Annotated in this window: 9 protein-coding genes; 7 read left to right on the top strand and 2 right to left on the bottom strand. The window is 67.1% G+C overall.

The features are described 5' to 3' along the window. Nucleotides 1–26 precede the first annotated feature (26 nt). Together A39O_RS0111220 and A39O_RS0111225 are read left to right on the top strand one after the other, a co-directional pair. On the top strand, nt 27–2,612 hold the full coding sequence (locus A39O_RS0111220) for a circularly permuted type 2 ATP-grasp protein (RefSeq protein WP_020504752.1): 2,586 nt from the start codon (nt 27–29) through the stop codon (nt 2,610–2,612). A 10-nt stretch (nt 2,613–2,622) separates the two neighbouring features. Further along, complete coding sequence (locus A39O_RS0111225; RefSeq protein ID WP_020504753.1) at nt 2,623–3,501, top strand: transglutaminase family protein; 879 nt, start codon at nt 2,623–2,625, stop codon at nt 3,499–3,501. Between the two features lie 240 nt (nt 3,502–3,741). Here the strand turns inward: A39O_RS0111225 and A39O_RS0111230 are convergent, their stop codons facing one another. Both A39O_RS0111230 and truD read right to left on the bottom strand, forming a co-directional pair. Then, complete coding sequence (locus tag A39O_RS0111230) at nt 3,742–4,629, bottom strand: DNA ligase (protein ID WP_020504754.1); 888 nt, start codon at nt 4,627–4,629, stop codon at nt 3,742–3,744. Nucleotides 4,630–4,843: 214 nt separating this feature from the next. Continuing rightward, on the bottom strand, nt 4,844–5,887 hold the full coding sequence (gene truD, locus A39O_RS0111235; protein ID WP_020504755.1) for a tRNA pseudouridine(13) synthase TruD: 1,044 nt from the start codon (nt 5,885–5,887) through the stop codon (nt 4,844–4,846). Nucleotides 5,888–6,417: 530 nt separating this feature from the next. On the opposite strand from truD, the gene A39O_RS0111245 reads away from it, so the two are divergent. From A39O_RS0111245 to A39O_RS0111260, 5 genes are all read left to right on the top strand, one after another. Next, nucleotides 6,418–8,550 carry a DUF2235 domain-containing protein gene (locus tag A39O_RS0111245; RefSeq protein WP_020504757.1) on the top strand — a complete coding sequence of 711 codons (2,133 nt, stop codon included), beginning with the start codon at nt 6,418–6,420 and terminating at the stop codon, nt 8,548–8,550. Continuing rightward, nucleotides 8,547–10,109 carry an ATP-binding protein gene (locus tag A39O_RS0111250; protein ID WP_020504758.1) on the top strand — a complete coding sequence of 521 codons (1,563 nt, stop codon included), beginning with the start codon at nt 8,547–8,549 and terminating at the stop codon, nt 10,107–10,109. The genes A39O_RS0111245 and A39O_RS0111250 overlap by 4 nt, the downstream gene beginning before the upstream one ends. 6 nt (nt 10,110–10,115) lie before the next feature. Beyond that, a complete protein-coding gene (locus A39O_RS38315; RefSeq protein WP_211211570.1) occupies nt 10,116–10,211 on the top strand; it encodes a type II toxin-antitoxin system HicB family antitoxin in 96 nt (31 codons plus the stop codon). A gap of 318 nt (nt 10,212–10,529) precedes the next feature. Further along, nucleotides 10,530–10,781, top strand: coding sequence for a type II toxin-antitoxin system Phd/YefM family antitoxin (locus A39O_RS0111255; RefSeq protein ID WP_020504759.1), 252 nt, complete (start codon nt 10,530–10,532; stop codon nt 10,779–10,781). A 173-nt stretch (nt 10,782–10,954) separates the two neighbouring features. Then, complete coding sequence (locus A39O_RS0111260) at nt 10,955–13,732, top strand: nSTAND1 domain-containing NTPase (protein WP_020504760.1); 2,778 nt, start codon at nt 10,955–10,957, stop codon at nt 13,730–13,732. The last annotated feature ends 51 nt before the right edge of the window (nt 13,733–13,783 follow it).

Consider the following 13,783-nt stretch of genomic DNA (forward strand, 5'->3'; position numbering starts at 1 on the left):
CGCCAAGAGTCCAAGAGTCCCTGTCCATGCCCCTTCCCAATGCCGCAGAAGTCCTGGCCAGCCCTGGACTGGTCGATGATTACCTGCCGCTCCCCAACTGCTTCGATGAGATGCGGCCGGGCGCGGGCGAGGTGCGCCCGCAGTGGCGCTATCTGCTGGACGCCTTGCGCACCCTGGGCCCCGCGGGCATCGAGGAGCGCTACCGCGAAGCGGCACGGATGTTTCGCGACAACGGGGTCACCTATAACCTGAACGGCGACACCAAGGGCATGTCCCGGCCCTGGGAACTGGATTTGCTGCCGCTGCTGATCCGCAGCGAGGAATGGGCGGTGCTGGAGCGCGGCCTGATGCAGCGTGCCGAGCTGTTCAACCTGATCCTGTTGGACCTCTACGGCCCGCGCGACCTGATCAAGCGCGGCCTGCTGCCGGCCGAACTCATCGACGGCTATCCCGAGTACCTGTTCCCCTGTCACGGCATCGAGGTCGCCGGTCGGCGCCCGCTCGTCCACTATGCCGCCGATCTGACCCGCACGCCGGACGGCGAGTGGCGGGTGATTGGCGACCGCGCCCAGAGCCCGCTCGGAGCCGGCTATGCGCTGGAGAACCGGGTGGTGCTGTCGCGGGTCATCCCCAGCCTGTTCCGCGACTCGCACGTCCATCGCCTGGCCGGGTTCTTCCGCACCATGCGCCGCACCCTCACCCGGCTCGCCCCGGGGCGGGACGGCCACACGCGGGTGGTGGTGCTCACCCCCGGCCCGCAGAGCGAGGCCTATTTCGAGCACGCCTATCTGGCGAACTACCTGGGATATACCCTGGTGCAGGGCGGGGACCTGTCGGTGCGCGACGGCGCGCTCTGGCTGCGCACCCTGGGGCGCCTGGAGCGCATCGACGCCGTCCTGCGCCGCATCAACAGCAGCGACAGCGATCCCCTGGAGTTGCGCGAAGACTCTTACCTGGGCGTGCCCGGCCTGGTGCAGGCGGTGCGGGCCGGCAATCTGGTGGTCGCCAATGCGCTCGGCAGCGGGGTGCTGGAGCACCCGGGCCTGATGGCCTTCCTGCCGGGACTGTGCCGCCACCTGATGGGTGAGGACCTGCACCTGCGCGACACCCCTACCTGGTGGTGCGGTGATCCGCGGGCGCGGACCTATGTGCTGGCCAACCTGAATGAATTGGTGGTCAAACTGGCCGGCAAGCCCCCCGGTCGGCGCTGTGTCTTCCCGGCCGAGATGGATGCGGCGGCGCGCGCCGCCCTGGTCAGCGCGATCCAGGCCGCTCCGCACCGCTATGTGGCTCAGGAGCGCGTCACGCCCTCCACCGCCCCGACCCTGATCGGTCAACGCCTAGAGCCACGTCCGATCACGCTGCGCACCTTCCTGTGCGCCGAGGATGACGGCTACGCGGTCATGCCCGGCGGGCTCGGACGGGTGGCGCTCGCCACCGGCGGGGCCGCCCTGGTCAGCAACCAATTGGGCGGAATCGGTAAGGATGCCTGGGTGCTCGCCTCGGAACCGGAGCGCCAGGAATCCCTGCTGATCAGCGGGGAAGCGCAGAGCCCAACCGTGACCCAGGAGAGCGAGGTCTCCAGCCGGGTGGCCGACAACCTGTTCTGGATCGGGCGCTACGCGGAACGGGCCGAGGGTCTGGTGCGGCTGCTGCGCATGACCATCTTCAAGCTGTCCGAACGGGCCGATCTGGTGACCACCAAGCCGGACACCTACTTCATGCGGTCACTGCTCGAGGCCCTGACGCATCAGACCCAGGCGTTCCCCGGTTTCATCGGCGCCGGCGCGGAGGCCCGGCTGCGCAGCCCGCTGCCCGAACTGCTGTCGCTGATCGCCGATCCGGCGCGGCTGGGCGGCTTGCCCCAGACGCTGCAGGCCCTGGGGCTGGCCGCTTATTCGGTGCGCGAGCGCCTCTCGGTGGACACCTGGCGCATCGTCAGCGATATCGAGACGCGGCTGCACGCCCTGACCGGCAACCCACCGACCCAGCCCTCGCAAGCCCTGGACGAACTCGACCCGCTGGTCACCTCGCTGGTCGCTTTCTCCGGGCTGACGCAGGAGAACATGACCCACAACGAGGGCTGGCATTTCCTGGAGACCGGCCGCCGGCTGGAGCGCGGCGCGGCTCTGGCCGGTCTGCTGCGCTCGACCCTGACTCCGCTGAACTCCGAACTGGATGAAGCGACCCTGATCGAAGCCATCCTCGGGGTCACCGACAGCACCATCACCTACCGTCGCCGCTATCGCGCCGGCACCCGCGTCGGCGCCTTGCTCGATCTGGTGTTACAGGATGAAGGCAACCCGCGCGCCCTGGCCTATCAGTTGATCGCGCTGGAAAAGCTGGTCACCGAGATGCCCAAGGGCGAGTTGGCGGTGGGGCGCACGCCGGCGCAGAAACTGGTGATGAAGTGCCTGACCGGGGTGCGTCTGGCCGAGATCGACACCCTGGCACAAGCCGACCCGCACACCCATCGGCGCATCATCCTGGAGCGCGTACTCAAAGATCTGGAATCCGACTTGGCGGCGATCTCGGACGCCTTGACCGGCCAGTATTTCCGCCACGAGGAACAACCCCACAGCCTGTTGCGACGGGTCGGGGTGGTCAAGTGAGAGACGCACGATGAAGTACCGCATCAGCCACCGGACCCGCTATCAGTACGCGGAGCCCGTGTCGCTCTGTCATAGCCTGGTTCACCTGAAACCGCGCCAAGGCCACTATCAGCGCTGTCTGTTGAGCCAACTGCGGGTCGACCCCTGGCCGGCGGTCAACCGTGAGCACGAGGACTTCTTTGGTAACCGGGTGAACTATTTCTCGATCCAGCAGCCGCACGAGGCGTTGGAAGTCACCGCGGTCAGTGAAGTCGAGGTGACGAGACCAAACATCCCGGACCTGTCACGCACCCCCGCCTGGGAACTGGTCCGTGACCTGCTGGGCGATCGGGAACACCCCCGGCTGGCGACCAAGCAGATCTTCACCCTGCCCTCGCCGCAGATCCCCCTGGACGCCGCCGCGCGTGCCTTCGCCGCCGCCTCGTTCACCCCCGGCCGACCGCTCCTGGAGGCCACCTGCGACCTCATGGCACGGATCTTCACTGAATTCGCCTATGACCCCCACTTCACCACCATCGCCACCCCGATCGCCGAGGTCATGGAGCATCGGCGCGGGGTCTGCCAGGACTTCGCCCACGTCGCCATCGCCGGCTTGCGCGGGCTGGGGCTCGCCGCCCGCTATGTCAGCGGCTACCTCGAAACGCTGCCGCCCCCCGGCCAGGCCAAACTGCAGGGTTCCGACGCCTCCCATGCCTGGTTCGCCGTGCTGGTCCCCGAACTGGGCTGGATCGATTTCGACCCCACCAACAACCTGATTCCCGGCGAGCAGCACATCACCACCGCGCTGGGCCGTGACTTCCACGACGTGACCCCCATGCGCGGGATCTTCTACGGCGGCGGCTCGCATGAGCTGACGGTGGCGGTGGACGTGAATCGGGTGGAGGGTTAGGAGGAGACGCCGTTGCTGTGATCTGGCTCCCACGCTCCAGCGTGGGAGCAAGTCGCGACGCTCCAGCGTCGCGTGGCGCCACCGGCCGCTGGAGTGACTGGACGGCATTCCCACGCTGGAGGTCGAGGCTTACCGTGAAAGTGCGTCGTCAGGCCATCCTGGCCTGACGGCGTCGGGACTGAAACGGTCAGGGCTGGAAGCCCTGACTACGCAGCGGTCGAGAGGACTTGCTTGTTGCGCTTATTCGCGAATGGCTTCTTGAGGAAGCTCACGCACCCGCAGAAAACTCGCAAACCGCGGCAACCCCTGCTCGGTACGGCCGTGGAACTGGTAGGTCACCAGACTGCCGAGCGGCGGCGGCGCCCGGCGCTGGGCGTCGCTGAAACCCGTACCGATCCGAAACCGCCGCCCGTCCGCGTCCTCCAGCAGCAGGGCGCCGAGCATCCCGGCGTATTTGCCCTGGCCGGGGAGATGGCCAATGACCCGCGCCTCCGCGTCCTCGTAGGGTTTGACCTTGAGTAGATCGGCCGAGCGCACGCCGCGGTAGAGGCTGGAATCGCGATGCAGCATCAGCCCCTCACCGCCGTCGCGGACCACGGCCGCAAGCCGCGCCATCAAGGCCGCATGGTCCGCCACCCGCGACTGCTCGACCAGTGTCAGGTAGGGGCTTGGAGACTCGGCGAGCAGGGCGCGCAAGGCACTCAGCCGACGGCCGAACGGGTCCTTTGAGGCCGGCAGGTCGAAGACCATGTAACGCACTTTGGCCCAGGCGTCCGCGTCCGGCTCCAGCCGGCGCACGGTGCCGGACAGCGCCTCGAACCCCTTGCGGCCCAGCCAGAGTTCCCCGTCCAAGGCAACCGCGGGAAAGCCGGCGGTAAACCAGTCCGGCGCCGCGATCACATGGCCGGCACGGGTGATCAGGCGCTGACCGTCCCAGTAGGCCCGCACCCCGTCGAGCTTCTCGCTGACCCAGTAATCGGACAGATCGATGCCAGGCGTGTAGACCTCGGCGAGCATCAGGTCCGGTTTGGCGGGTTGGGTCTGCCCCTTCGGAACGGGGCCGTCCGTCCCTGGGAGCGCAATCGGCGCATCCCCGCCGCCGGACACTCCGGGTTCCTGGGCGAGCACGCCAACGGAAACGGCGAACGCGAACGGGAGAATAAGCCACCGGGCGCGGAGTCTGAACGGGTCCGGTTCAGCGCGAAGACGAAGGGTCGGAAGCGACCTGCTGTTCATCGAGATTCGATTCTGCTCACGACTGCCAACCTTCAAGGTTATAGTCGGCATGGCTCAACACCGCACGCACGAAGACCTTTTGCCGGTTGAAATGGATAGCAGATTGCTATGATAGCGCGCAGGAACCTGACTCGTCCTCCCCGCCCTGCGTCCACTCCAGCAGTTCACGCAGGACCGCGGTCGCGTAAGCCCCGGCAGGGAGTTGAAAGGTCAGCTCGCAACCGCCCTCGGCCTGCGCCCAAGCGAGATCCGGCACCGGCAGCCGCAGCGCGCGCCGCTCCTGCTCCAGGCCGAAGCGGGCCAGGCCGGCGGGCCAGCCGGGCAGACCGGCGACCACCGCGTCTTCGAGCGTGCGCACCGCGCCGCTGGTGGGCGGATCGCCGCGGCCCCACAGCGGGCCGGTGGGGTGGAGATCCAGCCGGACGCAGCGCTCGATCAAGGTCGCATCGATCGCCTCGGCCGGAAAGAACGAATGGCTGCCGGCCAGGTTGAGACAGTCACCCGGCAGCGGCTGATCCCAATCGCCGCGCTGCACCCGCGCGGCCAGCACGTCATTGAAGATCTGCGAACGGGCGGCGGACAGCCACAGACCCTGTTGATGACGCGAGGGACGGCGGATGGCGCCATGGAACAGCGCATCCGCGCGGGCCAGATTGGCACCGTCGCGGCCAAAGCGCTGTTCACCGAAATAATTGGGGACGCCCTTGAGGCGGATCGCCGCACTCCGGTCGGCAAGCAGATCCCGGTCGACCGCCCACTCGCGCACCAGGATGCGAAAGCGATTGCCGGCCAGGCTGCCGCGACGCAGCTTACGGCGGTGCGCATGGACCGCCAGGACCTCGATCCCCTCGGCGGCCAGCACCGACCAGTCCGGTTCCCGGTCACGCGGGCGCGGCAGGGAGAACCACTGACTGGTGACGGCGCGCCGATCCTTGAGACCGGCATAGCCCAGATCCTTCTGCGCGATCCCGGAAACCTCCGCGAGCCGCCGCGCCGCCCATTCGGTGTTGGTGTCGGTCTTGCGCACCCACAACAGCAGATGATCGCCCTCGCCGTCCGGGGCAAAGCCGAGTTGCTCATCCACCACGAAATCCGCCGGCTCGACGCGCAACCGGCCGCTGCCCAGCGGCAGGCCATGAGCGCGCGGCAATTGGTGAAAGGGAGTTCTCACCGATAAGTGCTCATCGGCATCGCACACGATAACGGTGTCCGTTCGCATGAAAAAAACAAAATCCAGTGTTTGCGTGCAGATTGCCGACACAGCCGCCCAGCGCAAGGGATTTGCCGGCCAGCATCAGCGGCGAAACGCGCATCTTAGGCGATTTCCCGCAAACCCCATACCACCTTGATCACCATTTCGGCGGGTGCCTGGACGATCAATGCCTCGTTGCGGCCGGCAGTGCTCATGTGGAATCCACGGGTTGCGCCGTTGAGCAGTACCGACCGTCTTTGACAAACCCGGCAGCGGGTACTAGATTTTGGCCGGGGGCGGGACTCGCGCGCACATTGCGATCTTGGGCCTTAGGTCAGGGTTCCGGCCACGCGGCGTCGTAGGGTGGACAAGCGCAGCGCAGTCCACCAGCGGCGGCGCGGGATTCGGTGGACTGCGCTGTCGCTTGTCCACCCGACGGCCGCAACGATGATCAAGGCCCGGTGGTCGGGCACCAACGGAAGAGGACCATGTCGAAAAACATCGTATTGTTATCGGACGGTACCGGCCAGAGCGGCGGGGTTGGCTACGAGACCAACGTCTGGCGGCTCTATCAGGCCTTGGTCCAAGATCACCCCGGGCAAGTCTGCTGCTACGACGATGGGGTCGGCTCCCAAGACCTGAAGCTGCTGCGGGCCATTGGCGGCGCATTCGGTTGGGGCCTGAGCCGCAACGTGCGCGACCTCTACGGCTTTCTGGTGCGGCAATGGGAGCCGGGTGACCGCATCTACCTGTTCGGTTTCAGTCGCGGCGCCTTTACCGTGCGCCTGCTGACTGGTCTGATCACCCGGTGCGGCATCCTCGACCTCAACAAGATCCGCTCCGAAGCGCATCTTGAGCGCCTCCTGCGTGCCGCCTATTGCGCCGCGCGCCGCAGTGAAAACGACCCCCAAATCCCCATGCACTTTCGGCAAGACTACGCGCGCCCGGAACCGACACCGGTTCATTTCGTCGGCGTCTGGGATACGGTTGACGCTTTGGGCGTACCCTTCGATGAACTGCGCGACGCCATTGACAAGGTCATTCACTACAACTTTCCCGATCGGATTCTGAGCGCGCAGGTCGCACACGGCTGTCAGGCGCTGTCCATCGACGACGCCCGCAAGACCTTCCATCCGGTCTTGTGGGACGAGCGCATCGAGGACCAGCCCGGCCGCATCGAGCAGGTCTGGTTCGCCGGCGTGCACGCCAACGTCGGCGGCGGCTATCCCAAACCGCAACTGGCGCTGCTCAGCCTCGAGTGGATGATCGAGCGGGTCACCGCCTTCGATCAGAGCCCGGCCGCCACGGGCGCGCCGGGGCTGCTTTTGCACCCCGCGGTTCTGGACCATATCCGGAGCACGGCCAACGCCCACGGGCGCCTGAACGACTCGCGCAGCGGCCCGGGCGCCATCTACCGTTTTGCGCCGCGCGACACCGAAACGATCCGCACCGATTATACCGAGGCCGATCTGGTCATTCATCCGAGCGTGCAGCGGCGCATCGCGCAAGCCACCGATCAGTACGCGCCGCACAACCTCACCGAACATTCTTCGCTGATCAAGAGCCTCGCCCCCACGCAGCAGCAACTGGCCGAGTGGCGCCGGGCGATGGCGCAATGCGGGGCGATCGTCTGGCTGCGGCGGCTCGTTTATTTCGCGGTCTTGTGCTCGGTGGTGCTCTTTCTGCTGCGGGAAAGCTGGGCCTGGCTCGGCGGCGCCGGACCGCTCGCCACACCCTGGGCCGGCTGGATGCCCGAGTGGCTCGACCGATTCCTGTCGCAGCCCTGGACCCGGTGGGGACCCCCGGCGTTCTTCCTCCTGCTCATGGTGCTGCTGCAACAGCTCAAATCCCGGCAACATCAGCTCGCCACCGCCGGGTGGGCCGTGCTGTGCCCGCACCACCGCCCGCACCCTTCGGGCACGGTACCGCGGTATCGCCTGCTCGCGCTGGCGGAGCGCATCAGCAAGACGTCTGCTGCGCGCTGGATCGCCTTCCTGTCGCGCGTCCTCCTGGTTCGCCTGTTCGCCCTGATCGTCTATCTGCCGCTCTGGTTGGGTCGTAAAATCCACTCGGCTTGGTGCTTCCGCAGGCTCACTCCCCGCAACAGGCTCAAACACGAACAGCTGAAACTGACGGATCTGCGCACGCTCGACGTCGGCGAGGTCCACCGCCTGGAGTTCATGACCAACGCCTTCAGCTGCAAGACCGGGTTTCAGGTCAAGGTCGGCGAGCGGTACCGCATTCAGGTCGAACGCTGGTCGGGATGGACTGATGACACCTTGCCGGCCAGCCCCGAGGGCCTGTGCGGCGCCACGCCGCTGCTATTGAAACTTGCCAAGCCGCTCTTTCGCCGCCCGGACCAGCCGGTGTTCGCATTGCTCGCGGGCGTATCGGGGCGCGGTATGAAAAGCATCGGCTATGACGCCATCTTCGAGCCGAACGTTACCGGCAAGCTGGAGTTCTTTGTCAACGACGTCGACTTGCGCCTTCCCATGCTCGATGACATCTTTTACTGCAACAACCGCGGCGTCGCCCGCATCAGGATCGAGCGGCTGCCTGCTACCGTCGCAACGACCGACGTGGGCCATACCCCGATCCACCCCGCCACGAGCCCCCCATGACCCGCAAGCGACTGCCCATCGGCATCCAGACCTTCCGCAAGATCCGCGAGGATGACTATTACTACGTCGACAAGACGAACTTTGCCCTCAAGCTGATCGAGGAGGGCACACACTATTTTCTTTCCCGGCCGCGCCGGTTCGGCAAGTCGCTGTTCCTGGATACCCTGGCCGAGATCTTCGCCGGCAGTGAGCCGCTGTTTCGCGGGCTCTTCATCCATGACCGCTGGGATTGGTCGCGGCCCGCGCCGGTCATCCGCCTGAGCTTCGGCGGCGGCCTGCTCCAGAGCGCGGACGGGCTGACGCTGAAGATCCGTGAGTTGCTCTCGATCAACCAGGACGCCCTGGGGCTGCACTGCGAACAGCCGACCACCTCCGGCTGCTTCGGCGAACTGATCCGCAAAGCCCACGCCGCCGCCGGGGAGCGGGTGGTGATCCTGGTCGACGAGTACGACAAGCCCATCCTGGACAATCTCGGCACGCCGGAGGTCGCGCGCGAACTGCGCAACGGACTGCGCGATCTGTATTCAGTCATCAAGGATGAAGACGCGCATGTGCGCTTCGTCTTCCTGACCGGCGTGTCCAAATTCAGTAAGATCAGCCTGTTCTCCGGGCTGAACAACCTGCGCGACCTCACGGTGTCGGCGGCGCACTCGGCGCTCTGCGGCTACACCGAGGTGGACCTGGACCAGGTGTTCGCCGCCGAACTGGACGGACTGGACCGCGAGCGGATTCGGGAGTGGTACAACGGGTACAACTGGACCGGTGAAGCCGTCTACAACCCGTTCGACCTGCTGCTGCTCTTTACGGAGCGCAAATTCCGTCCCTGGTGGTTCGAAACCGGCACCCCGACCTTCCTGGTCGATCTGCTCACCGAGCGCGAAAGCTGGCTGCCCGACCTGGGGCGGCTGGAGACCGACGCCGACATCCTCGCGACCTTCGACGTGGGCAACATCCCCACCGCGGCGCTGATGTTCCAGGCCGGCTATCTGACCATCGCGAGCGAAGAAGAGATCAGCGGCAACTACTATTACCGGCTGCGCTACCCCAATCGGGAAGTTTACCAAAGCCTCAACGCCAGCCTGCTGCGCGCCTGGGTGCCCGATGCACAGGCGTCGGTCCGCCACCGCAAATCGCTGCATCAACTGCTGCTGAGCAACGACTTCCCGGGCCTGCAGGCCCTGTTCAGCGCCTTCTTCGCCGGCATCCCCGGCGACTGGTACCGCAACAACCGGATCGCGCATTACGAAGGCTACTACGCCAGCGTCTTCTACACCTATTTCGCCGCCCTGGGTCTGGACCTCACGCCGGAAGACAGCAGCAACCACGGCCGACTCGACCTGGCCCTACGCTTCAATGGGCACATCTATCTCTTTGAATTCAAAGTCGTCGAACTGACCCCCGACGGCCGGGCACTCCAGCAAATCAAAGACCGCGGCTACGCGGACAAATACCGCGCCGCCGGCCAACCGATTCACCTGATCGGGGTCGAGTTCAGCCGGGACAGCCGCACCGTGGTCGGGTTCGAGGTCGAGACGCAGGCCGGTCTGAAAACGAGGTAACCCCCTGTGAGATATCCAATCGTGATCGAAGCGGGCGATGACCGCAACGCCTTTGGCGTGGTGGTCCCGGACCTACCCGGCTGTTTTTCGGCAGCCCCGTAGGGTCCGCTGTGCGGACCAGCGGCCTCGTTGTTGGCACAATGGCCGAGATGATGATCGAGGCCCTTCACGGCCTTGATCGTCGTTCCGGCGACTGGAGGCCGAGGCTTTAGCCGGTCCGGCGCGCAGGCACCACTGATGTTCTTTGAGATCTCGGGAATTGCCGCCGGCTAAAGCCTCGACCTCCAGTTGCGGACAGGCCGTCGCTGGCCGAAAGGATGATCAAGGCCCACCGGTGCGCGACGCACGGCCGTCCGGACGATGGCACTTCGGAGCCTCATTGGCTAAGCTTGGCAAAGCATCAGCCCGCGGAGTGACCTCATGCAAGTCAATCTGTTGGAAGCCAAGAACCGCTTGTCCAGTCTGGTCGCCGCCGTCGAGCGCGGCGAGGAAGTGCTGCTCGCACGCAACGGCGTACCGGTAGCAAAGATCGTTCCCTACGAGCGAGCACGGGTAAAACCGCCCGGTGCCTGGAAGGGCCTGGTTGCCCGCAGCGCCGATTGGAATTCGGCAGAGACACAGGCGCAGGTCGAGAACCTGTTTCTCGGAGACGGTGATGCGCCTGCTGCTTGATACCTGCATCATTTATGACTGAATGCTGGACGCGCTGACCGATCGCGCGACCGTTGGTTTAATCGAATGACGACCTGTTTAAGCGCTATTTGACGGATACCTTGGTGGTACGGCATTGACAACGGCCCCACCGCCGGAAAACCATCCCCCGAACCTGCACGGAGCCGACGCGGATGCCCACCCACGCCCAACGCGACCTGCCGATCGCCGAGACCCTGCGCGACCTGCTCGTCGGCCTGCCGCTATGGCAGGAGGAACGCGACCGGCGGGCCTTCCTGGAACTGACCCTGCACGGCCACCCGGCCCTCGCTGATTTTCAGTTCGGCGGCAAACCGCTCACCGTCGCCGCCGAGCTGGTGAACCGGCTGCGTGCACACGACTACCGCGCCCTGCCCGACCCCGCCGCCGCACCCCCGGTCTGCGCCCTGATCCGCGAAATCCGCACCCGCCGCGAGGATGGCAACCGCGACACCGCCGAGCGCAGCACCGTCCTCGCCCGCTTCTTCGGCTGCGACCCGCCGCCCCGCGTCGCCCTGGCCGGCTCACCCTATCCCGGACTCATGGCCTATGACTGGGGCCGGCACCCCGCGCTCGCCCGGCTGCTGTTCGGCCGCGAGCCCGAGACCCTGGATCTGCTGGAACGGCTGCGCGACCCCGCGGCCGGGCGCTTGCTCATCGTCAGCGGCGCCTCCGGCTCCGGCAAGTCCTCGCTAGTCAAGGCCGGTCTGTGGCGCGCCCTGGCGGAACCGCCGGACCCGCAGCACCCGACACCCGAGCCCATCCCCGGCTGCCGTGACTGGGTGATTAGCGCCATGACCCCGACCCTCGACGGCGACCCTTTCTTCACCCTGGTCAACAGCGTCCGCGAGCACTGGCGCGACGGCCGCCTGCGTCCCGCCGAGGCGGCGCGGCGGCTGCGCGCCGACCCCGCCGCCTTCCCGGAGTTCCTGCACCAGTTACTGGACGGCCGCCCCGTCTGGCTGCTGATCCTCGACCAACTGGAAGAACTCTTCACGCCCGCCGCCGACACCGACCGGGACGCCTTCATCGACCTGCTGCTGAGCGCCCTGGAAGCACCGCAGTTGCGTGTGATCGCCACCCTGCGCTCCGACTTCCTGCCCCAAGTCATCGCCCATGCCGGCCTGTGCCGGGCGCAGAACCGCGGCGGCTACGGCCTCGGCGCACCCGGACCGCTCGCCCTGGCACGGATGATCGAAGGTCCGGCCCAAGCCGTCGGCCTGGCGATCGAACCCCAACTCACCGCGCAACTGGTGCAGGAGGCCGACCGCGAACCCGGCGGCCTGGCCCTGCTCGCCGCCGCCTTGCAGGACATCGGTCTCGCCGCCGGCGACGACCGGACCCTGCAGCTGGCCTGCTATCGCGAGGTGGTCGGCGGCCTCGCGGGCGTGCTGAGTACGCGCGCCGAGCGCGGACTCGCCCTGCTGGGTGACGAGGGTCCGGCCGCCCTGCCCCGCGTCTTCGCACACCTGGTCCACATCGACCCCGAGACCGGCGCCGCCACCCGCCGCCGGGCACCGCTCGCCCAATGGCCGGCCGACAGCGCGGAACGCCGGCTGATCGACTGTTTCGCCCGCGATGCCGACCGCCCGCAGGACGCCGTGCGCCTGCTGGTCTGCGACCGCGGGCGTGGCGGCGAGCCGACGGTCGAGGTCGCCCACGAGGCCCTGCTGCGCGAATGGCCGCGCCTGACCCTGTGGATTCGCACCCAGCGCGAGGCGCTGATCCGCCGCGACGAGGTGCTGCGCGACGCCGCCCGCTGGGACGCGCGCGGGCGCCCCGACACCCTGCTCCCGCACCCCGACGTGGTGGCCGAAGTGCGCGCTAAGTTCGCGGAGGCCGGGCTCTGGGACGAATTGCGCCGCGATGATCGGGTGGCCTACTTTCTGGCCCGCGACGACTTTGCCGACCTGCGCGACCTCACCCTCGGCGCATTCGAACAATGCGGCACCGCCGGCGCCGCGGCCGCCTTGCCCCAAGTGCTGTGGCTGACCGCGGCCGGTCGCACCTGGGAGACCCGTGCCGCGTTCGGCCGCTGGGCGGTGGCGCAGGCACCGGCACTGACCGACTGGCTGCGGGCCGGCCTGGTCGAAGTGCTCCGCTTGCTGGCGCAGGACGACGCCCTGTCCTGGCATCAGCGCCGGCCCGGCATCGGCGACCTGCTGGCCGCCCTGGGTGATGACCGGCCGGGGGTGGGACTGGGCGCCGACGGCCTGCCGGATCTGGACTGGATCGAGATCGCGACCGCGGATCGGCCGTTGCGCATCGCCCGCTATCCCATCACCAATGCGCAGTACCAGGCGTTCATCGACGCGCCGGACTATGACAACCCCGACTGGTGGCAGGAGGGTTATCTTGGGCCGACCCCGGGTGATCCGCGCTGGACGCCACCCAACCGCCCGCGCGTCAATGTCGCCTGGGTCGAGGCCCTGGCCTTCTGTCGCTGGCTCACCGCCCGCTATCGGGCGGCCGGCCTGATCGGCGGCGACACCCTGGTGCGTTTGCCGACCGAAGCCGAGTGGGAAAGCGCGGCCGGCGACCCGGATGGGCGGGACTACCCCTGGGGGACGGACTATCGGGTCGGCTACGCCAACGTGGATGAGCGCTATGACCAGACCGGACCACACAAGCTGGACCAGACCACGGCGGTCGGTCTCTATCCGCAGGGCGTCTCACCCGCCGGGCTGCTCGATTGTGCCGGTAATGTTTGGGAATGGTGTCTCAACAAGCACAAAAACCCGGCTGATACGGACACGAAAGGTGACGCTGCCCGTGCCTTGCGCGGCGGCTCCTGGAGCTTCGACCCTGCCAGCGCGCGCGTCGTCTCCCGCAACTGGGACTTCCCCTCGAACCGTGTCAGCTCGGTTGGGTTCCGTGTGGTGTGTGCGTGCCCCATTCCTCTGAACACTGATCCACTGGTCACTGAACACTAAACCGCGCCCAGCGCGGTATGCGATGTTGTTGGATGGGCTCGGCCCCGGCAG

The sequence above is a fragment of the Lamprocystis purpurea DSM 4197 genome, from assembly GCF_000379525.1.
GTDB classification, from domain to species: Bacteria; Pseudomonadota; Gammaproteobacteria; order Chromatiales; family Chromatiaceae; genus Thiodictyon; species Thiodictyon purpureum.

What these genes read in the sequence shown, in the direction of transcription:
- A39O_RS0111245 (WP_020504757.1), top strand. Translation starts at nt 6,418, where the DNA reads ATGTCGAAAAACATCGTATTGTTATCGGACGGTACCGGCCAGAGCGGC.
- A39O_RS0111255 (WP_020504759.1), top strand. Translation starts at nt 10,530, where the DNA reads ATGCAAGTCAATCTGTTGGAAGCCAAGAACCGCTTGTCCAGTCTGGTC.
- A39O_RS0111260 (WP_020504760.1), top strand. Translation starts at nt 10,955, where the DNA reads ATGCCCACCCACGCCCAACGCGACCTGCCGATCGCCGAGACCCTGCGC.
- A39O_RS0111250 (WP_020504758.1), top strand. Translation starts at nt 8,547, where the DNA reads ATGACCCGCAAGCGACTGCCCATCGGCATCCAGACCTTCCGCAAGATC.
- A39O_RS0111220 (WP_020504752.1), top strand. Translation starts at nt 27, where the DNA reads ATGCCCCTTCCCAATGCCGCAGAAGTCCTGGCCAGCCCTGGACTGGTC.
- A39O_RS0111225 (WP_020504753.1), top strand. Translation starts at nt 2,623, where the DNA reads ATGAAGTACCGCATCAGCCACCGGACCCGCTATCAGTACGCGGAGCCC.